Origin of the sequence: Dactylosporangium sp. NPDC051484, assembly GCF_040689395.1 — a bacterium.
Lineage (GTDB): Bacteria > Actinomycetota > Actinomycetes > Mycobacteriales > Micromonosporaceae > Dactylosporangium.
The window spans coordinates 230,604-253,219 of the sequence record NZ_JBFAZX010000003.1; the positions used below are offsets into that span (position 1 = coordinate 230,604).

General features: G+C 72.3%; 20 protein-coding genes and 2 pseudogenes. 10 read left to right on the forward strand and 12 right to left on the reverse strand.

Annotated elements, in window-relative coordinates; all coding sequences use genetic code 11:
* Nucleotides 1-41: 41 nt before the first annotated feature.
* A complete protein-coding gene (locus AB0367_RS07345; RefSeq protein ID WP_366225336.1) occupies nucleotides 42-434 on the forward strand; it encodes a hypothetical protein in 393 nt (130 codons plus the stop codon).
* 21 nt (nucleotides 435-455) lie between these two features.
* Here AB0367_RS07345 and AB0367_RS07350 read toward each other — a convergent pair whose 3' ends face one another.
* From AB0367_RS07350 to AB0367_RS07370, 5 genes and pseudogenes are all read right to left on the reverse strand, one after another.
* The gene (locus tag AB0367_RS07350; protein ID WP_366225337.1) at nucleotides 456-1,016 is read right to left on the reverse strand and encodes an alpha/beta hydrolase; all 561 of its coding nucleotides are present in this window, start codon (nucleotides 1,014-1,016) and stop codon (nucleotides 456-458) included.
* Between the two features lie 19 nt (nucleotides 1,017-1,035).
* A pseudogene (locus AB0367_RS07355) lies at nucleotides 1,036-1,197 on the reverse strand (alpha/beta fold hydrolase); the annotation flags it as partial.
* Between the two features lie 8 nt (nucleotides 1,198-1,205).
* Entirely contained in the window at nucleotides 1,206-2,123 is a 918-nt protein-coding gene (locus AB0367_RS07360) for an RNA polymerase subunit sigma-70 (RefSeq protein ID WP_366225338.1), read from the reverse strand.
* Nucleotides 2,124-2,203: 80 nt separating this feature from the next.
* Nucleotides 2,204-3,550, reverse strand: a complete 1,347-nt coding sequence (locus tag AB0367_RS07365) for a hypothetical protein (RefSeq protein WP_366225339.1) — start codon at nucleotides 3,548-3,550, stop codon at nucleotides 2,204-2,206.
* A 76-nt stretch (nucleotides 3,551-3,626) separates the two neighbouring features.
* Nucleotides 3,627-4,700, reverse strand: a complete 1,074-nt coding sequence (locus AB0367_RS07370; RefSeq protein WP_366225340.1) for a BadF/BadG/BcrA/BcrD ATPase family protein — start codon at nucleotides 4,698-4,700, stop codon at nucleotides 3,627-3,629.
* 15 nt (nucleotides 4,701-4,715) lie between these two features.
* On the opposite strand from AB0367_RS07370, the pseudogene AB0367_RS07375 reads away from it, so the two are divergent.
* Nucleotides 4,716-4,807: pseudogene (locus AB0367_RS07375) on the forward strand (transcriptional regulator HexR); the annotation flags it as partial.
* Between the two features lie 25 nt (nucleotides 4,808-4,832).
* Here the strand turns inward: AB0367_RS07375 and AB0367_RS07380 are convergent.
* The gene (locus tag AB0367_RS07380; RefSeq protein ID WP_366225341.1) at nucleotides 4,833-5,723 is read right to left on the reverse strand and encodes an EamA family transporter; all 891 of its coding nucleotides are present in this window, start codon (nucleotides 5,721-5,723) and stop codon (nucleotides 4,833-4,835) included.
* A gap of 53 nt (nucleotides 5,724-5,776) precedes the next feature.
* On the opposite strand from AB0367_RS07380, the gene AB0367_RS07385 reads away from it, so the two are divergent.
* The gene (locus AB0367_RS07385) at nucleotides 5,777-6,265 is read left to right on the forward strand and encodes a MarR family transcriptional regulator (RefSeq protein WP_366225342.1); all 489 of its coding nucleotides are present in this window, start codon (nucleotides 5,777-5,779) and stop codon (nucleotides 6,263-6,265) included.
* Between the two features lie 36 nt (nucleotides 6,266-6,301).
* Nucleotides 6,302-7,390: a hypothetical protein gene (locus tag AB0367_RS07390; protein WP_366225343.1), complete on the forward strand. Its 1,089-nt coding sequence runs from the start codon at nucleotides 6,302-6,304 to the stop codon at nucleotides 7,388-7,390.
* 305 nt (nucleotides 7,391-7,695) lie between these two features.
* On the opposite strand, the gene AB0367_RS07395 is transcribed toward AB0367_RS07390, so the two are convergent.
* The gene (locus tag AB0367_RS07395) at nucleotides 7,696-7,866 is read right to left on the reverse strand and encodes a hypothetical protein (RefSeq protein WP_366225344.1); all 171 of its coding nucleotides are present in this window, start codon (nucleotides 7,864-7,866) and stop codon (nucleotides 7,696-7,698) included.
* A gap of 253 nt (nucleotides 7,867-8,119) precedes the next feature.
* Between AB0367_RS07395 and AB0367_RS07400 the strand changes: the two genes are divergently transcribed.
* Together AB0367_RS07400 and AB0367_RS07405 are read left to right on the forward strand one after the other, a co-directional pair.
* A complete protein-coding gene (locus AB0367_RS07400; RefSeq protein WP_366225345.1) occupies nucleotides 8,120-8,923 on the forward strand; it encodes an SGNH/GDSL hydrolase family protein in 804 nt (267 codons plus the stop codon).
* A gap of 223 nt (nucleotides 8,924-9,146) precedes the next feature.
* The gene (locus tag AB0367_RS07405; RefSeq protein WP_366225346.1) at nucleotides 9,147-10,457 is read left to right on the forward strand and encodes a condensation domain-containing protein; all 1,311 of its coding nucleotides are present in this window, start codon (nucleotides 9,147-9,149) and stop codon (nucleotides 10,455-10,457) included.
* Nucleotides 10,458-10,980: 523 nt separating this feature from the next.
* Here the strand turns inward: AB0367_RS07405 and AB0367_RS07410 are convergent.
* Complete coding sequence (locus AB0367_RS07410) at nucleotides 10,981-12,099, reverse strand: putative sulfate exporter family transporter (RefSeq protein WP_366225347.1); 1,119 nt, start codon at nucleotides 12,097-12,099, stop codon at nucleotides 10,981-10,983.
* Nucleotides 12,100-12,110: 11 nt separating this feature from the next.
* On the opposite strand from AB0367_RS07410, the gene AB0367_RS07415 reads away from it, so the two are divergent.
* A complete protein-coding gene (locus AB0367_RS07415) occupies nucleotides 12,111-13,061 on the forward strand; it encodes a LysR family transcriptional regulator (RefSeq protein ID WP_366225348.1) in 951 nt (316 codons plus the stop codon).
* On the opposite strand, the gene aceB is transcribed toward AB0367_RS07415, so the two are convergent.
* Both aceB and aceA read right to left on the reverse strand, forming a co-directional pair.
* Nucleotides 13,058-14,668: a malate synthase A gene (gene aceB, locus AB0367_RS07420; protein WP_366225349.1), complete on the reverse strand. Its 1,611-nt coding sequence runs from the start codon at nucleotides 14,666-14,668 to the stop codon at nucleotides 13,058-13,060. The genes AB0367_RS07415 and aceB overlap by 4 nt on opposite strands.
* A complete protein-coding gene (gene aceA / locus AB0367_RS07425) occupies nucleotides 14,665-15,933 on the reverse strand; it encodes an isocitrate lyase (RefSeq protein ID WP_366225350.1) in 1,269 nt (422 codons plus the stop codon). Before aceA ends, aceB begins: the two co-directional genes overlap by 4 nt.
* Before the next feature lie 160 nt (nucleotides 15,934-16,093).
* On the opposite strand from aceA, the gene AB0367_RS07430 reads away from it, so the two are divergent.
* The gene (locus tag AB0367_RS07430; RefSeq protein ID WP_366225351.1) at nucleotides 16,094-17,569 is read left to right on the forward strand and encodes a short-chain fatty acyl-CoA regulator family protein; all 1,476 of its coding nucleotides are present in this window, start codon (nucleotides 16,094-16,096) and stop codon (nucleotides 17,567-17,569) included.
* A 14-nt stretch (nucleotides 17,570-17,583) separates the two neighbouring features.
* Here AB0367_RS07430 and AB0367_RS07435 read toward each other — a convergent pair whose 3' ends face one another.
* On the reverse strand, nucleotides 17,584-17,967 hold the full coding sequence (locus AB0367_RS07435) for a metalloregulator ArsR/SmtB family transcription factor (protein WP_366225352.1): 384 nt from the start codon (nucleotides 17,965-17,967) through the stop codon (nucleotides 17,584-17,586).
* Nucleotides 17,968-18,350: 383 nt separating this feature from the next.
* Here AB0367_RS07435 and AB0367_RS07440 point away from each other — a divergent pair, with 383 nt between their 5' ends.
* Complete coding sequence (locus AB0367_RS07440; protein ID WP_366225353.1) at nucleotides 18,351-20,084, forward strand: ABC transporter permease subunit; 1,734 nt, start codon at nucleotides 18,351-18,353, stop codon at nucleotides 20,082-20,084.
* 66 nt (nucleotides 20,085-20,150) lie between these two features.
* Complete coding sequence (locus tag AB0367_RS07445) at nucleotides 20,151-21,476, forward strand: nitrate/sulfonate/bicarbonate ABC transporter ATP-binding protein (RefSeq protein ID WP_366225354.1); 1,326 nt, start codon at nucleotides 20,151-20,153, stop codon at nucleotides 21,474-21,476.
* A gap of 207 nt (nucleotides 21,477-21,683) precedes the next feature.
* Here the strand turns inward: AB0367_RS07445 and AB0367_RS07450 are convergent, their stop codons facing one another.
* Nucleotides 21,684-22,499 (reverse strand): pyridoxal-dependent decarboxylase, encoded by an 816-nt coding sequence (locus AB0367_RS07450; RefSeq protein WP_366225612.1) that lies wholly within the window; start codon nucleotides 22,497-22,499, stop codon nucleotides 21,684-21,686.
* Between the last annotated feature and the right edge of the window lie 117 nt (nucleotides 22,500-22,616).

Sequence of the window (22,616 nt, forward strand, 5' to 3'; positions counted from 1 at the left end):
CGCGCGCCGGGCCGCTGTGGCGGGTCGGGCAGAATGGCGGCATGAATGATCAGCGGTACTGCCGGCTGCGCGTGATCGGCGACAACCTCGACCTCGCCGGGTCACCCGCCGCGCTGCGCGCGCTCGCCGCGGTGCTGCGCGGCGCCGGACCGGCGATCGAGGTGCCGATCCGCAACGGGGCCGTGGCGCAGGAGCGCGCCGCCGGGCCCCTCGCCATCGCCCTGCGTGGCGCGCCCACGCTGCACTTCAGCGGCGATGACGACGGCCTAGCGGCGGTGTGGGCGGCGCTGGAGGCCGTCGCGGACGAGACCGAGACCGCGCAGCCCGGCGGCACGGCGCCGCACCGGCACGTGGAGCCGGACGGCAGCCGGTCGCTCGTCGTCACGGGCGAACGCGAGGACTCGCCCGGGCTCGAGGACCCGCTCGGGCTGTAGCGCCGCCGGCGCCGATGCTCGTCATCGACGGCCGGAACGCCGTATGGGCATCATCGGGGCCGCCTCGCGCCCGGCCAGGAAGTCCCGGACCAGGGCGGTGACCCGGTCCGGGGCCTCCAGCAGCAACAGGTGCGAGGTGCCCGGCAGCACCGCCAGCCGCGCGTCGGGCAGGGCGGCCAGGAGCGTGGCCGTGTGCTCAAGGGTCACCAGGTCGTCGTCGGCGGCCACGATGAGCGTGCGGCAGCCGATCCGCGCGAGGTCTGCCGGGGTGAGGCCGGGCTCGGTCGCGACCGACTCGGCGAGTTTCGCCTGCACCACCGGCAGGTGGCCGGGGCCGTCGGGGGAGACTTCGGCGTAGCGCGCGACGACCGGCGGGGGCAGCGGCGCGTCGGCGCTGGGCGCGAACAGCAGGCCGTCGATCGCGTACGCGGTGCTGATGAGCACCAGCGTCCGCACCAGGTCGGGCCGGCGCAGCGCGGCGTGCAGGGCGACCGCGCCGCCCGCGCTGTACCCGCACAGCACCGCCGGCCCGCCGACCACGCCGGTCAGGAACTCGATCGCGTCGCCGGCCAGCACCGACATGGTGATCGGGCCCTCGACGTCGGGGGGTGCGGCCGTGGCCGCGGCGGTCGTACGCGTACACGCGGTGGGCGTCGGCGAGCGCGGCCAGACTGGTGTCGAAGTCGCGGCTGTCGCTGAAGCCGCCGTGCAGCAGCACGAGCGGGTCGCCGGAGCCGGACGCGGTGTGCCAGAAGTTCGTCATACCCGGTACTACGCCGGGGCGGCCGCCGGCTCATCGGCGTAGCGGGAGAAGACTTCCAGGAGCCGCGGCGCCTGCAGGAACGTCTGGATATGTCCGATCTTTCCGTCGAGGGCCTCGAGGACGACCACGGCGAACGGCAGGCCCTCGCGGTACTGGATGAAGGACGAACGACCGCAGCGGACCAGGGAGGCGCCCGTGCAGGCCCCGGACGCGGACATCGCGCGCAGCAGCGGCCCGCGGCCGCGCAGCCAGAACGGCAGCGGCGGCATCGACATCGTGGCGTCCTCGTGCAGCACCTCGACCAGCGCGTCGATGTCGTTGTCGGTGAACGCCCGCACGTAGCGGCGCAGCAGCCCCTCGTCGACCGGCTGGGCCCGCACCGGCGCGGCGAGACCCGCCCGCGCCCGCTGCAGCGCGCTGTTCACCGCGGCCACCGACGTCGACAGCAGCGCCGCGACCTCGGCCGCGGACCAGGCGAGCACGTCGCGCAGGATCAGCACCGCGCGCTGGCGCGGTGGCAGCAGCTGCAGCGCCGCGACGAACGCGAGCCGGACCGAGTCACGCTGCACGGCCAGCTCGGCGGGGTCGCCCCCGGGCGGCACGACGAGCCCTTCCGGCGCCGGAAAGACAAGATCAAAATCCGGATACGGTACCCCGAGAGCCGCGCCCGGCTCGGCCGCCGGAGCGAGGTCGACGGTGCGGGCGCGCCGGCGGGCGGTGCGCAGGGCGTCGAGGCACACGTTGGTGGCGATCGCGAAGAGCCAGCCGCGCAGTGGTGCCCGGCCGGGGTCGAAGCGGTCGGCGTTGCGCCACGCCCGCAGCAGCGTCTCCTGCACCGCGTCCTCGGCGTCGAACGGCGAGCCGAGCATCCGGTAGCAGTATCCGAGCAGTGCGGTGCGGTGCTCGTCGAGCTCAGCCCCCCGCACGGCGCTCCCCGGCGGCGGTGTCCAGCGCGAAGTACAGCATCGCGATCAACAGTAGGCGGACCGGGCGGATGGATCTACTGTCAGTGAGATGTGGTGGATGGTTCGGCTGACCGGCTGATCGATCCGCTACTCACCGACGCTGCTGGGGTCGCGCCGCCCTCCTCGCCCCGTTCGGCCCGCCGCCCGCGCAAGCGGCTCCGCAACACGCCCCCGCGCCGCAGGAGGCGCAGTGCCCGGGGTAGCCAGGGCGCGGTGGCCAGCAGGACCAGGACCAGGGTCAGCGGTGCCTTCCACAGCGGGCCGACGACCGCCGGTGGCCGGCCCGGCGGCGCGGCCACCCACGGCTCGGCGGTGCGCGCCCAGACCAGGAACGCGTCGCCGATCGGCAGCAGCCCGAGCGCGTAGCGCTTGGTGTGCGGGGTGTCCAGCGGCACGCCGGCCAGCTCGCCGTAGCTCGACAACGCCGCGGCCAGGGCATCGTCGCCCTCGACCCGTGCCGCGCCGATCGTCACCACCGTCGCCGACAGCGAGACGCCGAGCGGCAGCGGCCCGCTGTCGACGTCGCCGGGCCCGTCCGTGCCCAGCGGGTACTCGCGCACCGCCGGCCCGATACCCAGCGGCCGCACCACGAACAGCTCCCGGAAGCGCAGGTACTGCTGCCGGGCGAACACCGGGTCGACGTCGGCGAGGAAGCGCTGGATGACGCTCTGCGAGGTGGCCCGCGCGCCCTCCAGCGGTGTCCCGGTGCGCGGGTCGGTCACGTGTGGCAGCAGCCCGGTGGCCGGGTCGAGCCGCTCCCGGGCGCCGTCGAGCCAGCGCCGCACGGTGTCGCCGTAGCGCGCCGGCAGTAGCGCGTCGTGCAGCCGCAGCGAGGCGATCGCGACCGTCGAGTCGACCGGCCACGACTGCTCCGGATACGCCTGCAGGAACGGCGTCGCCGACGCGTCGAACGCCGCGGCGAGGTCCCGCGAATCCCGCTCGAACCGCTCGACCTCCGCCGGGTCGCGCGCCGCGGCGTCCCGCAGGCTCAGGATCCCGCCGCGCAGCCAGTTGGTCCACCCGGCGTAGAAGACCCCGTATCGCGGCGTGAGCCCGGCGCTGAACGGTGCCGTCCCCTGTGGAGCGTCCAGTTTGGACAGTGCCCACCGCGCCTCGCGCAGTGCCTCGGCCCGATCCGTGCGGTGCCGCCCGACGTCGACCCAGGCGAGCCCGTAGAGGGCGTGCAGGAAGAAGTATCCCTCGGGGAACATCGCCTGTGCCCCGTCGCCGGCCCCGCCGTCGAGCTCCGCGCGCAGGAACCCCAGCTGCCGCACCGCCGCACCGCCGGGGCCGAGGGTGGGGGAGTGAAGCCGGGCCAGCCCGCCCAGCGCGCACACCGTGACCACGGCGGCGAGGACGAGCCGCAGCACCCGCATGACCCGCCGCACGGCCGCGAGCCTACCCCACCGGCGCTACCTCAGCCGGCCGTCGGTGCGGCCGCTGGCGCACCCGGCGCTTGGGAATTCACGGGGTGCCCCGCAGCCCCGCCCGGGTCAGCCGCGCGTGCGTCGCGGCGTCCCCGGGCGCGCCGCCGACCTGCGAGATCGCCAGCCACGCCGCGCCCGCCGCGCCGTCGCGGGCCTCCACCGGCTCCCTGCCGAAGCGCTCCCGCACCCCGGCCCGGACGCGCTCCGCGACCGGCCCGGACGACAGCAGGACCGAGCCGGCGAGCACGACGGCGGGCTCGACCCCGATCTCGCCCGGGCCGGCGGGCTCGACCCTGATCTCCGGACCGGCGGGTTCGACCCCGATCTCGTCCGGGCCGGCGCGCCGGGCGACGGTCGCCAGGGCGTGCAGGAGGTGCCCGGCGGCCTCCGCCGCGAGCCCACGCGCGACCGGGTCGCCGGCCGCGGCGAGGTCGCTCACCACCGGCGCGAGCGCGCCGAGGGCGGCCGGCGGCCGGTCGAACGCGGCGCGCAGCAGGCGCTGGGCGTGCCCCTCGGGGTCCGCCGCGAGCCCGGGGCCGGCCGGCACGCCGAGCGCCGTGCTCAGTGGCTCGGCGAGGTCCGTGCGCGGCCCGCGGCCGTCCAGCGCGCGCATGACGGCGCGCAGCCCCTTCCGGCCGAGCCAGACCGCGGAGCCCTCGTCGCCGAGCAGCCAGCCGTATCCGTCGCAGCGGTGGGTGAGCACCCCGCCCGCGAACGCGGCGGCCACGGCGCCGGTGCCGGCGAGCAGGAGCAGGCCGTCGGGCGCGGGGGTGCCGGCCGCGAACCCCACCTCCAGGTCGGTCACGGCGAGCAATCGGCCGGACAGCCCGGCGGTGCGCCAGGCCTCCAGCGCGGCCGCCCGCGCCGCCTCCCGCCCGCCCGTGCCCGCGCCGGCGGCGCCGATGACGCCCAGCGCCACCCGGGCCGGGTCGGTCGCGGCGATGGCCTCGCGCAGTGCGGACGCCAGGGCCACGCCGGGCGGTGCGCCGCTGGAGTTCTGGTTCGCGCCGCCCGCCGAACCGCGCGCGAGAATGTTTCCATCGAGGTCGCTCAGCACGCAGCGGGTCGTCGTGGCGCCGGCGTCGACGCCGATGACCAGGGAATCGCGCATTCCGGACACCCGCACTCCATTGATGAACCGAGACCACGGTCATCCGATTCTGCCGGGCCGTCGGCGTGTCCGGCTATCCGGAGCTGCGCCTGCGCTCAGCGCGATCCGCACGCCCGTCCGCGTCGACCAGGGCTACGGCGCGGTGGCGGCCTTCAGCGGCGTCGGCTTGCCGATCTTGGCGCCGCCCACGCCCACGACCACCGCGGCGAGGACGAGGGCGGCCCCGGCGAGCTGGCCCACCGACAGCGCCTGGCCCAGCACCAGCCAGCCCACGCCCGCGGCCACGACCACGCTGAGCAGCCCGAGCAGCGTCACCTGGGCCGGCGGCAGCGTGGTGACGCCGCGGAACCACAGGAAGTACGCCCCGGCGGTGCCGAACAGCGAAAGGTAGGCGAACCCGGCCGCGTTGGCCCAGTCCAGGGGCGGCGGCGGCCCCTCCGCGAGCAGTGCGGCCGGGGCGAGCAGCAGCCCGCCGGCGGTGAGTTGCCAGCCGGTCAGCGCGAGCAGGGCGGTGCGCCGCTCGGTGAAGCCCTCGGGCACGCCCCAACGCGACCCGAGCACGGTGGCCAGCGACACCGACAGCATGCCGCCGGCCGCGGCGGCGAGCCCGATCGGGTCCAGTGCGGTGGCCGAGCGCAGCACGACCAGGGCGACTCCGGCCAGCCCGGCGACTCCGGCCCCGAGCACCCGTGCCGCGGGCCGCTGCTTGAGCAGGCCGAACGCCAGCCCGGAGACGACGAACGGCCCGAGTGCCCCGAGCACGGCGGCCAGCCCACCGGGCAGCCGGTATGCCGCCACGAACAGCAGGGCGAAGAACAGCCCGATGTTGAGCGTGCCGAGGACCGCGGTGCGCCACCACCAAGCGCCGCGGGGCAGCGCCCGGGCGGCGGCGACGAGCAGCAGCCCGGCGGGCAGCGCGCGCAGGGCCCCGGCCAGCAGCGGCCGGTCGGGCGGCAGCAGCTCGGTGGTCACCACGTACGTGGTCCCCCACAGCATTGGGGCGATCGCCGTAAGGTTCCTCATGTCTAAGTAGCTTACCATTAAGCTACTCACTGGCGAGGGTGTTAGGATGTGGCGTGGACGACGTCGACCGGATCGTGGCGCAGTGGGCCCGGGAGCGCCCGGAGCTGCGGACCGAGGCGATGGCGGTGTTCGGCCGGATCTACCGCCTGGCCCGGGTGATCGGGGACCGCCAGGAGAAGGTGTGTTCCGAGCTGGGCATCAACCGCGGCGAGTTCGACGTGCTGGCTGCCCTGCGTCGCGCGGGCGAGCCGTTCCAGCTCTCCCCGAAGTCGCTCAGCGCGTCGCTGATGCTCACCACCGGCGGGATGACGGGCCGGCTCGACCGCCTGGAGCGCGCCGGCCTGGTGACCCGGTCCCCGGACCCCGACGACCGTCGTGGCCTGGTCATCACCCTGACCGCACGGGGCCGCGAGATCATCGACGAGGCGGTGGTGGCCGGCCTCGACGTCCAGCGCGAGGTCTTCGAGCGCCTCCCGGAGGCCGCCCGCTCCCAGCTGGCGTCCCTGCTGCGCGACCTCCTGGCCGCGACCGAGCCCGAGTGAGCCGCCCCGCGTCACGGCGGCGCCTACTGTGTGTCCGTGAGCGTGACGGAGACGCAGTGGCTGCGGACGCGCCGGTATCTGGAGCGCAACCGGTTCGAGCTCGGCGTGGCGGCGGCCGGCGACTACGGCGATGACGAGCGGTTCTTCGGCACGCCGCTGCTGACGCGGTCGTCGTTCGTGCCGCCGGACCCGATACCGCTCGACGCGATCGAGCTGACCCTCGACGCGCGGCCGGCCGCGCGGCCCACCAGCCGGGAGTACGGGGCGGTGCTGCCGGCCGGCGAGCGGTACCGCAACTACTCGGACGCCTACCGGGAACTGGCCGTGCCCGCGCGGGTGCTCGACAACCGTGAGACCTACCGGCTGACGAGCGCAGACCTGGCCACCGCGCCGGCCCGGCTCGGCTTCGGCCTCGGCCGCTACTTCGACGGTATCGACACCGGCGAGGCCGCCGCGCACGCGTTCGCGGCCCGCCGCCGCGGCGAGGATCCGGGCCGGATCCGCGACCGCATCGCCGATCCCCGCGACCTGTCCGCCCGGCCGGTCAACATGGCGGTGAGCGCCCTGACGCTGCGGCGCGACGCCTCGACCGGCGACGCCGAGTTCTTCCTGCACTGGCGCGACCCCGAGAAGGTCGCTCACGCGGGCGGGCTGTTCCAGGTCGTGCCCTCCGGCGTGTTCCAGGCCTCCGGCGAGGACGCGTGCAACCGCGACAACGACTTCTCGCTCGCGCGCTTCCTCGCCCGCGAGTACGCCGAGGAGCTGGGCGGCCGGGCGGAGGCGTACGACAACGACGACCGCGGGATCGACTACACCGCGTGGCCGTTCGCCCGGGACTTCCTCGCCCACCTGTCCGGCGGCGCGATCCGGGCCTGGTGCGTCGGGCTCGGGGTGGACCCGCTCACGTACGCCACCGATCTGATCGCGGTGCTGGTCTTCGACGCCGGCGTGTTCGACTCGCTCTTCGGCCAGGTCGTGACCGAGAACGACGAGGGCCGGGTGCTGGCCGGCCGGCCGTTCACGGAGGCGGAGGTCGCCCGGCTGGTGGCGCGGGAGCGGATGCAGGCCGCCGGCGCTGGCCTGCTGGCCGCGGCGTGGCACCACCGCTCGTTCATCCTGGCGTGAGCGCGCGGGATGCACCTTCCGGCAGCTTGATCAACGAGCCGCGGCGAGCGGCGAGGCGCTGCCGCGCAGCACCATCGCTGACGTCCTGCGCAGACCTGCGCTGCCCCGCGCCGAGGTCCTCGCCGCGGTTGTCCGCGCCTGCGGCGGCGACCGGCAGGAAGTCGACGCCTGGCTGCGGGCGCGCGATCGGCTCGCCGCCGCGACCGCGCCGGAGCTGTCGTCCCGCGCGACGCCCGATCCGGTCGACGGCGCGGGGGCCGGGACCGGCGGGTCACGACGACGCCTGACACTCGGCCCGTTCAGCATCATCGGCGTGGTGGCCCGCTCGTGGTGGGGGTGTGGTCGCTACGGCCGGACCGGGGCGGGTCCTTGCGGACGCCGACGGCGGCCACCGTCGAGATGACCATGACCATGACCATGACCATGACCATGACCGTGCACGCGAACGGCGACGGCGTCCTCTCGGGCGCGACCATCAGCATCACGCTGACCGGCGCCGAGCCGGCGACCCGGGTTGAGCTGCCCTGCAAAGTCACCGGCCCCGAACTGAGCTGCGGCGTTGGCGTTCGGCGGCGGCCTCGCATCCACCCGTCAACTGATCGGCCGTACGTTTCGAGGGTTTCGTACCAATAGATCCCTATGAGCATTTGACGAATGTGGATCTTCCGTTCGGCATTCATAGCTTGATATCAATCTCCGGACACACATCCTCCACAACAGGAGTGCGACGTGCGGAGATCCCGACTCGTTACCCTCACCCTGAGCCTGGCGGCCGCCCTCGGCGCCACGTTCGCGGCCGCGGCGCCTGCCAACGCCGCCGCCACCGACCGCTACGTCGCCCTCGGCGACTCGTATGCCGCCGGTGTCGGCGCCGACAGCTACACCGCCGAGAGCGGCTCGTGCCAGCGCAGCACCAACGCCTACTCCGCCCTGTACAACGCCAACGTCAAGCCCGCCTCGTACCGCTCGGTCGCCTGCACCGGTGCCACGACGACCGACGTGATCAACACCCAGCTCTCGGCCCTGTCGTCGAGCACCACCCTGGTCAGCGTCACCATCGGCGGCAACGACATCGGGTTCACCAGCATCATGACCAGCTGTGTGCTCTACGGCGAGACCGACTGTGTCGCCGCCGTGCAGGCCGCCGAGAACAAGGTGCGCGGCCAGCTGCCCGCGAAGCTCGCCGACGTCTACAACGGTATCAAGGGCCGGTCGCCTTCGGCCCGCGTCGTGGTCGTCGGCTACCCGGTCTTCTACCAGCTCGGTACGGTCTGCCTCGGCCTGAGCGCGAACTCCCGCGCGAAGATCAACGAGGGTATCAACCTGCTCGACGACGTCACCAAGACGGCCGCCACGGCGGCCGGGTTCAAGTTCGCCGACGTGCGGTCGGTCTTCGTCGGCCACCAGCTCTGCAGCTTCGGCGAGAAGTGGCTGCACGCGCTCAACTACGCCAGCCTCAATATCTCCTACCACCCGACCGCCGCCGGCCAGTCCGGTGGCCTCTACCCGGTCTTCCGCTCCGCCGCCGGCTGACCGGCGCCCTTGTCCGGGCGGGTCCGGCCCGCCCGGACAAGGACTGTCAACTTCTACCCGTCCCGGCGCATCGATCGTTTGGGCGCAAACGAGGACTGTTCGGTCGGGAATGAGCCGGTCGACGCGACGGTACTATCTACGTCCGCAGGCCGACCGACCCGCCGACAGGGGGAACGGGATGATCGATACGATGCCGCCGGCCGGGTCGGCGGCGGGTGGAACCGTGACCCGGATCTCCGTCGCGTTCGCCGGCGAGGGGTCGGGGGAGGACGAGCTGTCCTGGGGCCAGCGTGAGATCTGGGAGGCGCTGGTCGCACAGCGCGGCTGGATGCCGATGGGCGGCACGCTGCCCCTGCCGCCCGGGCACGCTGTCGAGGACACCGTCGAGCGGCTGCGCTATCTGATGTCCCGATACCAGTCGATGCGCACCCGGCTGCGGTTCGCGGCGGACGGCACGCCACGGCAGGTGGTGCACGACTCCGGCGAGATCACCCTGGAGGTCGTCGAGGCCGGCCCGGCGGACCCCTACGAGGTCGCCCTGGCCGTACAGCTGCGGTATGAGCAGACCGAATACGACTTCACCAGCGAGTGGCCGATGCGGATGGCCGTGGTGCAGCGGGACGGCACGCCGACGCACCTGGTGGCCATCATGACCCACTTCGTCATGGACGGCGGCGGCGCGGCGATCATGCTGGCCGAGGAGGAGCGGCACGAGACCGCCCCGGTGCAAGGGATGCAGGCCCTGGAGCAGGTCCAATGGCAGCGCTCGCCGGCCGGGCAGCGGCTGAGCGGCGCGGCGATTCGCTACTGGGAGTCCACGCTGCGGACCATCCCGGCGCGCCGGATCGCCGGGGCGGGAGATCCGCAGACGCCGCGATACTGGCGGGGCGAGTTCAGCTCGGCAGCACTCCCGCTCGCCGTGCAGTCGATCGCGGCCCGGACGCAGGTGGACGCGACCACGGTGATGCTGACCGCCTGCGCGGTGGCGTCGGTGCGCATCTGCGGCGTCAACCCGGTAGTGACCCGGCTGGTTTCGAGCAACCGCTTCCGCCCGGGCCTGGCCGAGGTCGTGGGACCGGTGTCGCAGAGCGCGCTGTGTGCGATGGACGTGGCCGACCTGCCGTTCGACGAGGCTTTGGAGCGGGTCCGGCGGGCGTCGGTGCTGGCATACAAGCACGGGTACTACGACCGGGCCCGGCTGGAGGAGATCACCGCGGCGATCGCGCGTGAGCGGGGCCCGGAGTTCGACCTCGACTGGTTCTACAACAACCGCCGGGGCCCGGTCGACCCGAGCCCGGTCGACCCGTCGCTGGTGCTGGCGGCGCTGCCGCGCTCGGTGCTGCGCTGGACGATCAAACGCGACGAGGTTTATGCGCGGATGTTTCTCAACGTCGACGACGAGTCGGCGGAGACGGTACGACTGCGTATCGAGATCGACACCCACCATGTGTCGCCCGCGGCGGCCGAGGCGCTGCTGCGCGCCATGGAGGAGGTAGCGGTCGAGGCGGCGATCGGCGAAGTCGCCACGGCGTGACTCCGGATCGACGTGTGACTGAAGGGTCACCCGCCGTGCAGGCCGGTGGGCAGACCGCCTGGCGTCGCTTGGCACGCCCGGCGCCGCGGCGACCAGCTCCAAGGCGCCGGAGCCGAAGGACGTACTCCTGGGTTCGTTGTCGGAGTATGAGAAGGGCGTGGTCGCGGCGGAGTTCTCCGGGCTCGACGGCTCCGGGCACGCCACGATCGACGCATCCAAGAAGCAGGCGCACCTCAAGTTGACCTCCATCACCCCCGAGGTGAAGGTGACGTTGGAGGTGCTGGTGATCGAGCCGGCTCACCGAACTGCTCATCGACGTTCCGGCCGCGGGCGACAAGAAGGCACACCAGCTCAAGCTGACCGTGACCGGGTACGGGACCGTGACGGTGCCGGCCAAGCCCACCGGTAAGGCAGTGATCGAGGCTCCGGCCAACGTGTACGAGTTCCTCAACGGCTGATTCCACCGGCCCGGCGGCGCCCGCATCCAAGTGCGAGCGCCGCCGGCCGTCATCGGGACCGCGGGTCAGCCGATCAGGACGAGCCCGGTGAGCGACACGCCCGCCAGCACCACCGTGCCGAGCACCCCGGCGCTGAGCGCGCGCCAACCGCCCCGGGCGACGCTGCTCAGGTCGACCGCGGTACCGAGGGCGAACATCGCCGCGGCGAGCATGAGGCCCGACGCGGTCGCCGCGTCGTGGAGGACCGCGTCCGGCAACAGGCCGGTGCTGCGTACCGCGACCATGGCCATGAAGCCGACGACGAACCAGGGCAGGACCGGCGGGCGCGCGCCGGCGGCGTCGCGACGAGTCGCGGCGACCACGGCGACGAGCGGCGCGAGCAGCAGGACCCGGCACAGCTTCGCCACGACCGCGACGGTCAGCGCCGCCGCGCCGGCCATGCCACCGATCGCCACCACCTGGCCGACCTCGTGCACGCTCGTGCCGGCCCACAGGCCGAGCGTCGTCTCGTCCAGCCCGAGCAGCATCCCGAGCGCCGGCAGCGCGGCCAGGCAGAGCGTGCCGAGCACGGTCACCACCGCGACGGCGGTGACCACGTCCTCCTCGTCACCGTCGCTCACCTGCTTCATCGCGGCCACGGCCGAGGCGCCGCAGATGGAGACGCCGGTGGCGATCAGCAGGGCGCGCGCCGGGCTCAGGCCCAGCAGCCGCCCGCACCAGCGGGTGACCACGAAGGCGGTGCCGACGCTGAGCAGGATGACGGCGACGGCGCCGACGCCGAGCTGCCGGACGTCCGACACGGCCAGCTGCAGGCCGAGCGGGACCACCCCGGCTCGCAGCAGGGTCCGTGACGCGAACGTGAGCCCGTCCCGCAGCCGGGCGTGGTAGCCGCCGAGGCCGCGGACGAGAATGCCGAGTACGACCGCCACCACCACCGGGCTGGCCGCGCTGCCGGCGACGCGGTTGACGGCGTAGCCGGCCACCGCAGCGGCCGCCGCGGCGAGCAGACCAGGGGCCGCGGCGCGGATGTGGCGCGCCCGGTCGGTGGCCCGGCTCGTCCGGTCCTCGATGTACACCTGGCGCCCCTCTTCCCAAGTCCGCCCGAGTCCGTCTGCCGCGGGTGGTGTTCTCAGGGTGTACCCGCCGGGGCGGGGCGGGTAGCCGCCGGTCGCGCGCCACCTCATAGCCTGTGGCTATGAGTGGACTTCCCGATCTGGAGTCACTGCGGCTGCTGGTGCGGGTGGCGGAGTTGGGCAGTCTCGGCCAGGCCGCCCGGGCACTGGGGATGACCCAGCCGTCGGCGACGAAGCGACTCGCCTCGCTGGAACGCCGGGCGGGCCTGCCGCTGCTGGTGCGCACGCCCCGCGGCTCGGGGCTGACGAACGACGGCCGGGTGGTGGTGGACTGGTCCGTACGGCTGCTGGAGGCCGCCGACGAGTTCCAGGCCAGCCTGACCGCGCTCCGGGAGGCGCGGGCGGCCCAGTTGCGCGTCGCCGCGAGCATGACGGTCGCCGAGGCGCTGCTGCCGGGCTGGCTGCACAAGCTGGGGTTGCGCGAGCCGGACGTGCGGGTCGGCCTGACCGTCGTCAACTCCACGGAGGTGGCCCGGCTGCTGCTGGCCGGCGAGACCATCGACATCGGCTTCGTGGAGGGTCCGTCGGTTCCGGCCGGGCTCGGGCAGCGGCCCGTGGGCTACGACGAGCTCATCGTGGTGGTGGCTCCGCGGCATCCGTGGGCGCGCCGCCGCCGGTCGTTGCAGGCGAGCGAACTGGCCGCCACCCGGCTGGTCGTGCGGGAGGTCGGCTCCGGCACGCGGGACACGCTCGAGCTGGCCCTGCGCCGGCTCGACCCGGTGCCCGCGCAGCTGGCGCTCGGCTCCAACGCGGCGGTGAAGGGCGCGGCCATGGCGGGCAGCGCACCGGCGGTGCTCAGCCGGTACGCGGTCGAGGCCGAACTGGCCGCGGGGCAGTTGGTGGCCGTGCCCGTGGTGGACCTGTCGCTGGTGCGCACCCTGCGCGCCGTCTGGCCGCGCGGTCGTCGACTGACCGGCGCGGCCACGGCGTTGTTGCAGGTGATCGAGGTGTCGGGCGGGCCGCAGCGGGTGCGGCGGGGAGGCCGTGGTGACCGGACCGGACCTCCGGCCTAGTGACCGCCGCTTCCGGATCGGCTGGACGGCGCGAGGTGCAGGGCATACGCGTCCGTGGTGAAGAACGGCGGAAGGTACTCCCCGAGCGCGGTGCGCTCGAAGATACCGGCCGCCGCCACCGCACGGTCGCGGTCCGGCCCCTCACGTCCGGCGAGCAGCTCGGCCAGGGACTCGGCCAGCAGCGATCGGACCAGATCGTCGGTGACGCAGCCGCCGTCGGCGAGCGGCGTGCGGTGGTGCAGCCACTGCCACACCTGGCAGCGGGCGATCTCGGCGGTCGCCGCGTCCTCCATCAGGTTCCACAGCGCCACCGCGCCGGTGCCGCCGAGCCAGGCGTCGATGTACCGCAGCGCCACGGCGACGTTGGACCGCACTCCATCGGCGGTGACCTTTCCCGGGGTCTTGTTGACGGCGAGCAGGTCGGTGGCGGTGACCGTGACGTCGTCTCGAAGCCGGTCGAGCTGGTTCGGACGGTCGCCCAGGACCGCGTCGAACACGTCCCGGCACACCTCGACCAGGCCCGGGTGCGCGACCCAGGACCCGTCGAACCCGTCGCCGGCCTCGCGCTGCTTGTCCGCCCGCACCCGGGAGACGGCCGCCTCGTTGACCTCCGGCGACCGGCTCGGGATGAACGCGGCCATGCCGCCGATGGCGTGCGCGCCGCGCTTGTGGCAGGTGCGCACCAGTAGTTCGGTGTAGGCGCGCATGAACGGCACGGTCATGGTGACGTCGGCACGGTCGGGCAGGACGAAGTCCGACCACTGCCCGAAGTTCTTGATGATGCTGAAGATGTAGTCCCAGCGGCCCGCGTTCAGCCCGGCCGAGTGCTCACGCAGCTCGTACAGGATCTCCTCCATCTCGAACGCGGCGGTGATGGTCTCGATCAGCGTCGTGGCGCGGATGGTGCCCTGCGGCAGGCCCAGATACTGCTGGGCGAAGACGAAGATGTCGTTCCACAGCCGGGCCTCTCGGTGGTCCTCGAGTTTCGGCAGGTAGAAGTACGGCCCGGAACCGGCGTCGAGCTGCCGCTTTCCGCAGTGGAAGAGATACAGGCCGAAGTCGACCAGGCTGGCCGAGATCGGCCGTCCGTCCACCGAGATCCACTTCTCCGCCAGATGCCAGCCGCGCGGCCGTACGACGATCGTGGCCAGGTCGCCGCCGAGGACGTAGTGCTTACCGCGCTCGTCGGTGAAGTCGATCCGCCGATCCAGCGCGTCGATCAGGTTGAGCTGGCCTGCGATGATGTTGTGCCAGGTCGGTGCGGTGGCATCCTCGAAGTCGGCCAGCCACACCCGCGCGCCGGAGTTGAGGGCGTTGACGGTCATCTTGCGGTCGGTCGGGCCGGTGATCTCGACCCGCCGGTCGGTCAGCCCGGGTGCTGGTGGCGCCACCCGCCAGGTGGGATCCTCGCGGATCCGGGCGGTCTCCGGTAGGAATTCGGGCAGCTGACCGGCGGCGAACCGGGCGCGGCGGGCCCGCCGGGTGTCCAGCAGCGCCACCCGCCGGGCGGCGAAGCGATCGTCGAGGGCGACCAGGAAGTCCAGCGCCTCGGGAGTGAGGACCTCGTCGTACCGTTCGGCCAGCGGACCGATGATCTTGTACCTCATCCGAACTGCTCCGTCTCCGTGGACCCGCGAAGGGCGGTCGTCTCGGCCGCCGGGTTGAGCACGGTGCTGATCAGGTCGAAGTAGCCCGTGCCGACCTCGCGCTGATGCTTGACCGCGGTGTAGCCGTCGGCCTCAGCGGCGAACTCGCGCTCCTGCAGCGCGACGTAGGCGGGCATGCCGTCGGCGGCATAGCCGCGGGCCAGGTCGAACATCGAGTAGTTGAGGGAGTGGAAGCCGGCCAGGGTGATGAACTGGAACTTGTACCCCATGTGCCCGAGCTCCCGCTGGAACTTCTCGATGGTCGCGTCGTCGAGGTGCTTGCGCCAGTTGAACGACGGGGAGCAGTTGTAGGCGAGCATCTGGTCCGGGTACCGCTGCTTGATCGCGTCGGCGAACCGGCGGGCGACCTCGAGGTCCGGCGTGCTGGTCTCCATCCAGAGCAGGTCCGCGGACGGCGCGTAGGCCAGACCGCGGGCGATGCACGCCTCGACACCGTTGCGGAACCGGTAGAACCCGTCGGCGGTGCGCTCACCGGTGACGAACGGCTGATCCCGCTCGTCGACGTCGGTGGTCAGCAGCACCGCGGCCTGCGCGTCGGTACGGGCGATGATCAGCGACGGCACGCCGGCCACGTCGGCGGCCAGCCGGGCCGCCTGCAGGGTCCGGATGTGCTGACCGGTCGGGATGAGCACCTTGCCGCCGAGGTGGCCGCACTTCTTCTCGGAGGCGAGCTGGTCCTCCCAGTGCACCCCGGCCGCGCCCGCCACGATCATCGCGGTCATCAGCTCGTACGCGTTGAGCACGCCACCGAACCCGGCCTCGGCGTCGGCGACGATCGGGGCCAGCCAGTCGATCTGCTGGTCGGCGCCCTCGGCCGTGCTGATCTGCCCGGCGCGGATCAGGGCGTTGTTGATCCGGCGGACGACCGCGGGCACCGAGTTGGCGGGATACAGGCTCTGGTCGGGGTAGGTATTGCCAGAGAGGTTGGCATCCGCGGCGACCTGCCAGCCGGAGAGGTAGATGGCTTTGAGACCGGCGCGGACCATCTGCACGGCCTGGTTGCCGGTGAGCGCGCCGAGCGCGTGGATGTAGTCCTCGTCGTGCAGCAGCCGCCACAGGCGCTCAGCGCCGTGCCGCGCCAGGGTGTGCTCCTCCTGGATCGCACCACGCAGCCGCACCACGTCCTGCGGAGTGTAGCTGCGATGCACCCCCTGCCATCGCGGGTCGGTCTGCCATTGCTGCCGCAAGCGCTCCGCTGCGTCCATCGTGTGCCCCCTCGATCGCTGGTGGTTACACCCCCACGGTCACACGGTCACGATCGGCCGGTCGAGAGACGCAAACAGCCAAGTCCTGCGAAGTTGTGCAGCCAGTTCGCTAATTTGCGAAGCCCTGGATTGACATCGGTGTTATATCTGGACTCAGCGGATGCAACTGGAGGTGGGAGCGATCGCCAAAATCTTCGCCGGCGCGCGCCTGCGGCGGCTGCGGGAGCAACGCGGACTGAGCCAGACGGACCTCGCCCGCCACCTGAGCATCTCGCCCAGCTATCTCAACCAGATCGAGCATGACATCCGGCCGCTGACCGCGCCGGTGCTCATCCGGGTCACTGAGCTCTTCGGCGTCGAGCCGACCGTCTTCGCTCCCCACGACACTCTGCACCTGGTTGCCGGCCTGCGGGAGGCGCTCGCCGGCACGAGCGGCATCGCGGATCTCACCGAGTTCGCCTCCCGGCTGCCGGAACTCGCCGAATCGGTGATCGAGCTGCACCGCCGGTATCGTCAGGTCGCCGATCAGCTCACCGAGCTCGTCGGCGACCGCGGCCAGCTGGGCCGCAGCCCGCACGACCAGGTGACCGATTTCTTCTACCGGCGGCAGAACTACGTGCCGCACCTGGACGAGGCGGCCGAGGCGCTCGCGGCGCGCATGCGGCTGCGCCGCGGCGAGGTCCGCGCCGGACTCGAGGAACGGCTGGTCGGGCGGCACGGCGTGCGGGTCTCGCCCGAGGACGCCGAATCGCTGGGCGGCGACCTGCATCGGTATCAGCCGTTCAGCCGGACACTGCACCTGTCCACGTCCCTGCGTGCCGGACAGGAAGCGATGCGGATGGCCGCGCAGCTGGCCCTGCTGGAGTACGCGGACGTGATCGACGAGCTCGTCGAGGAGGAGCACTTCGACGACGTGCAGACGCAGATCCTCACCCGGGTCGGCCTTGCGAACTACTTCGCCGCCGCGCTGATCCTGCCGTACGAGCAGTTCCTGAGCGCCGCGGAAGCCCGCCGGTACGACATCGATCTGCTCACCGAGCACTTCGCGATGGGCTGGGAGACGGTCTGCCACCGCCTCAGCACGCTGCAACGCCCACGGGCGCGCGGCGTGCCGTTCTCCTTCGTCCGCGTCGACCGGGCCGGCAACATGTCCAAGCGCCAGTCGGCCACCGGCTTCCCGTTCTCCCGCACCGGTGGCACCTGTCCACTGTGGAACGTCTACGAGGCGTTCAGCTCTCCCGGCCGCGCGGTGACCCAGATCGCGGCGATGCCCGACGGGCAGCGATACCTGTGGATCGCCCGCACGGTCACCCGGCACCACGGCGGCTACGGCCAGCCCGGCAAGGTCTACGCGATCGCGCTCGGTTGCGAGATCAAGCACGCCGGCCGCCTGGTCTACTCGACCGGCATGGACCTGCACGACGCCGAGGCCGCCATGCCGATCGGGCCCGGCTGCAAGACCTGCGAACGGTCGAACTGCCCGCAGCGAGCCGCCGCACCGATCAGCCGGCAGCTCGATCTGGACGAGAACCGCAGCACCTTCATCCCGTACCCGTTGAAGGGCCCACCGGCGGGACGACCGGAGGCGAAATCGGAGACGGGCAGGTCAGCGGGGCCGCCGGCGCCGGCGGCATAGCCGCCGCGAGCCGGTCACGTCTCGGCGGTACGCGGGCGGCTACCCGCCGGCCTGGCCCGCGACAGCCCGGTCCGCCGCGCCGCCGTCGCCGGCGCGGCCGCCACCGGGGTCGCCGCCCGCGGCAGGTCCAGCTCGCCCGACACGTGTCCGCCCACCACGACGAGCTGGTCCAGCAGGTCCGCCAGGTGCGGCGTCGCGGCGCGGTAGAAGATCCGGGTGCCGTCACGGCGGGAGTCGACGATGCCCGCCTCGCGCAGCCTCGCCAGATGCTGTGACACCGCGGCCACGTTCGCGCCGATCAACTCGGCCAGTTCACCCACCGAGTGCTCACGTGCGGCCAATGCCCACACCAGCCGTAGCCGGGTCGGCTCGGCCAGCGCCCGCAGCACATCCATCATCGGCCCGAATTGTTCTTGCCCCACCACGCGACAAAACCTAGCGCCGTCGGATCGTCACGTCATCCGTACCGGCTCGCGATGGCATACTTGCGTGTTGACGCAAGTATGTGGCACACTCCATGACGGCCCTTGCTGGATCGGCTGGAGGAGGTGACTGGACATGCGCAGTTGTGACCCTCCCTCCAGTCGTCGTCCCCGGCCGCGAAGCGCCGTCTGACATTCGGCGCACCGCCGGGGATGCCCTCGACCTGACGTGACCGCGTCCGTTATCGCGCCGTCATGTCGTCACGTCGCGTGCTGGTCGGGCGGGCTGCCCGATTTCGCCGCCTCCGGGCGGTCTCCGGTGTTTGAATCCTCCCCATAGGGGGCTGTTCATGCTGTCCATGAAGCGCAAACCACGCGCGGCGTCGACGCTGCCGTGGCTGCGTACCCAGTTCGGCTGGGTCGACTGGGTCGTCGCCGCCGCGGTGCTGGTGCTGTTCTACGTGGTGTTCCGGATCGCCGAGGGCACCACGGTGTCGTTCACCCCCGAGCACGTGGCTCTGGACACCGACCCGGCCCGGCTGCCCTACTACGCCGGGCGGAGCCTGCTGCGCATGTTCGTCGCGCTCGGCGTCTCGACCGTCTTCACGTTCGTCTACGCGTATGCGGCGGCCCGGTCGCGGCGGCTGGAGAAGATCCTCATCCCCGCGCTGGACATTCTGCAGTCGGTGCCGGTGCTGGCCTTCCTCACCGTCGCGATCGGCGCGTTCATCGCCCTGTTCCCGCACTCGTTCATCGGCCTGGAGTTCGCCTCCATCTTCGCGATCTTCACGTCGCAGGCGTGGAACATGACGTTCAGCTTCTACCACTCGCTGATCACCCTCCCGCGTGAGCTCGACGAGCTGTCACGCAGCCTGCGGCTGACCCGGTGGATGCGCTTCTGGAAGATCGAAGTCCCCAACGGAGCCATCGGCCTGATCTGGAACGGCATGATGTCCTTCGGCGGCGGATGGTTCTTCCTGGTCGCCTCCGAGGCGGTCACCGTGGCCAACTTCGAGTACACCCTGCCCGGCGTGGGCGCCTACGCGGGGGCCGCGATCGTGCGGGGTGACCTGCGCGACGTGTTCCTGGCCATCGTCACCATGGCGATCATGGTGATCGGCGTCAACTTCTTCTTCTGGCGGCCGATGACCGCGTGGGCGGAGAAGTTCAAGCAGGAGCAGTCCGAGGCCACCGAGGTCCAGCGTTCCGTGGTACTGAACTTCCTGCGCCGCTCCCACTGGCCCCAGATCCTCGCCCCGGCCCGGCGCGCGATCACCGGCTGGTTCGCGCGGGCAGGGCGTGTCTTCGGCACCGACGACCGGCCGCTGCAGGTCAGCGACACCCGCCGCCGTGCCGGCGACATCGGCTTCGCCGCCGTGACGATCGCGTTGATCGGCTGGGGCCTGTACAGCCTGCTGCGCTACCTGCGCACCACTGCCGGACTCGGCGTGTTCCTGGAACCGTTCCTGCTCGGCCTGCTCACCTTCGGCCGGGTGATCGTGCTCGTGGCGATCGCCACGGTCGTCTGGGTGCCGATCGGCGTGCGCATCGGGTCAAGCCCCCGGCTGGCCCGCATCGCTCAGCCCGTCGTGCAGATCCTCGCCTCGTTCCCGGCCAACTTCCTGTTCCCCCTCGCGACGTGGCTGTTCGTCCGGACCGGCCTGACCATCGACGTCGGGGGCATCCTGCTGATGGGCCTGGGCGCGCAGTGGTACATCCTGTTCAACTCGATCGCGGGGGCCATGGCCATCCCCACCGATCTGCGTGAGGCCATGGACAACCTGGGCGTACACGGCTGGCAGCGATGGCGGCGGTTGATCATCCCGGCGATCTTCCCGTACTACGTCACCGGCGGCATCACCGCCTCCGGCGGCGCCTGGAACGCCAGCATCGTGGCGGAGGTCGTCGGCTTCGGCGGCACCACGCTGACCGCGCACGGCCTCGGCGCCTACATCGCGCAGGCCACCGAAGCCGGTCACTACCCGCAGCTCATCGCCGGCATCGCCGTGATGTCGCTGTATGTGGTCGGGCTCAACCGGCTGTTCTGGCGCCGGCTGTACCGGCTGGCCGAAGCCCGCTACTCGCTGGCGTAGACAGCCCGGAGCGATCCCGACCCGTCCCAGACTTGAAGCCGCAGAGCTGTGAAGGACGCGACCACCATGACGACGCAGAAGACGAACGAGGTGCTGCTGGCCACCGACCGGCTGACCAAGTCCTACGCCGGGGCCGACGGGGAACTGCCGGTGCTCGCCGGCATCGATCTGCAGATCCGCGCGGGCGAGATCGTCGGCCTGCTCGGGCGGTCCGGCTCGGGCAAGTCCACGCTGCTGCGCTGCCTGGCCGGTCTCATCCCGCCCAGCGCGGGCACGGTCAGTTACAAGGGCGCCATGCTGACGGGCTCCAATCCCGGCACGGCCATGGTGTTTCAGACCTTCGCGCTGCTGCCCTGGCTGACCGTGCAACAGAACGTCGAGCTCGGCCTGGAGGCACGCGGCGTGCCCGAGGCCGAACGGGCCCGGGCCGCGTTGAAGGCCATCGACCTCATCGGCCTGGACGGCTTCGAATCCGCCTACCCCAAGGAGCTGTCCGGCGGTATGCGCCAGCGCGTCGGCTTCGCCCGGGCCCTGGTCGTCGAGCCGGACGTCCTGCTCATGGACGAGCCGTTCTCCGCACTCGACGTCCTGACCGCCGAGAACCTGCGCGGCGAGCTGCTCGAGCTGTGGTCCTCCGGCCAGTTTCCCACCAAGGCCGTCGTCGTGGTGACCCACAACATCGAAGAGGCCGTCATGCTGGCCGACCGCGTGATCGTTCTCGGCTCCCGGCCCGGCGTCATCAAGGCCGAGTACCGCGTGGACCTGGCCCGGCCGCGCGCCCGCGACGGCAAGGAGTTCGACGATCTCGTCTCCACCATCTACGCCACCATGACCGGACGCGAGCGCGAGCTCACGCCGGCCGCACCCGCGACGCGGCGCACCCCCGCCAACACGCCACTGCCGCCGGCCAGCGTCGACGGGCTGTCCGGCCTGGCCGAGATCCTGGCCAAGCACGACGAGCCGGTCGACCTGGCCGATCTGGCCGACGAACTCGGCCTGGACGTCGACGACCTGTTCCCGCTCGTCGACGCCCTGGACCTGCTCGGATTCGTCGTGCTCGACGCCGAAGGCGTCGCGCTCACCGACGTGGGCACCGAGTTCGCCGGCGCCGACGTGCAGACCAGCAAGGAGATCTTCGCCGCCACCGCCAGCGAGATTCCCCTCGTGCGCACCATGCTCACGAGCCTGCAACGAACCGACGGCGGAACCCTGCGGCTCGGGTTCTTCCGCGACCTGCTCGCCCACCACTACACCAGCGAACAAGTCGCACAACAGCTCGACGTGGCCACCGACTGGGGCCGCTACGCGGAGCTGTACTCCTACAACGCCATCGACGAGGAATACGAACTCGACCCCGCCCAGCGAACCGTCCGCCGGCCAGCGCCGGAGTAGGGTTTGTCGTAGGTGACTGAGGTGGTACTCACCGGCGTCCTCGTCCTCGCCGTGCTCTCGCTCGCTTGCGTCGTGGCGTCACTGTTCGTTGCCTCGCGCCTGGCCCGGGATCGCGCCAAGCGCATGAGGCATGACCAGCGACGCCACCACAAGCCATACCGGGGCGCACACGAGAGGCGAGCCGGCCGGCATTGAGGTCAACCCCGCTCAGACGGGTCGCGCGGCTCCGGCGCCGGATGTCCGCCGCAGCTGCCGAGCCAGCTCGCCGACGCGGTCGGCGACCGCGTCGATGTCGGCAAGCCCGGTGCGGTAGTTCGTGACGCAGGCCCGCAGCCCGTGGCGGCCGTCGAGCAGGGCCGGGCCGAGCAGCGCGGTGCCTTCGCCGGCAAGCGTGGCGAGGGCGGCGGTGTGCTCGGCCTCGGTCGCCCCCTTCATCCGGAAGCAGACCGCGGTCAGCGTGACGGGCGCCATCAGCTCGAGGTTCGGGTCCGCCTCGACGCGCTGCCCGAGGTGGTCGGCGAGCCGCAGCAGGTGGTCGACGACGGTGCGGTACGCGCCGACGCCGAAGGCCTGCAGGGCGCTCCACACCTTCAGCGCCTTGAAGCCGCGCGACAGCTGCGGGCCGTAGTCCATGTAGTCGACCATCAGCGGGTCCTCCTCGACGGTGAGGTAGGCCGACTTGAACGCGTAGGCCCGCGCGAGCCTGGTGCGGTCCCGCACCAGCAGGCAGCCGGCCTCCAGCGGGGCGAACAGCAGCTTGTGCGGGTCCAGCGCGATCGAGTCGGCGCGCCGGCAGGCGTCGAGGGCCGCGCGGCGGCGGTCGGCGAGCACGAACAGGCCACCGTACGCGCCGTCGACGTGCAGCCACAGTCCCTCACGCTCGCACAGGTCGGCGATGGGGCCGATCGGGTCGATGGCCCCGGACATGACCGTGCCGGCGGTGGCGACGACGCAGAACGGCTCCCGGCCCGCGGCGCCGTCGCCCGCACCAACTCGCAGTTCACCATGAAGGTCGTCAAACAGGCCGTCGGCCTCGGCGAATAATCGCCCGCAACAGCATGACGCCGGTCGCCGTCGACGCGATCACCGCGGCGGGTGGGTGCGGGTGCCCTGGTCCACCCACCCGCCGGGACTCCTCCG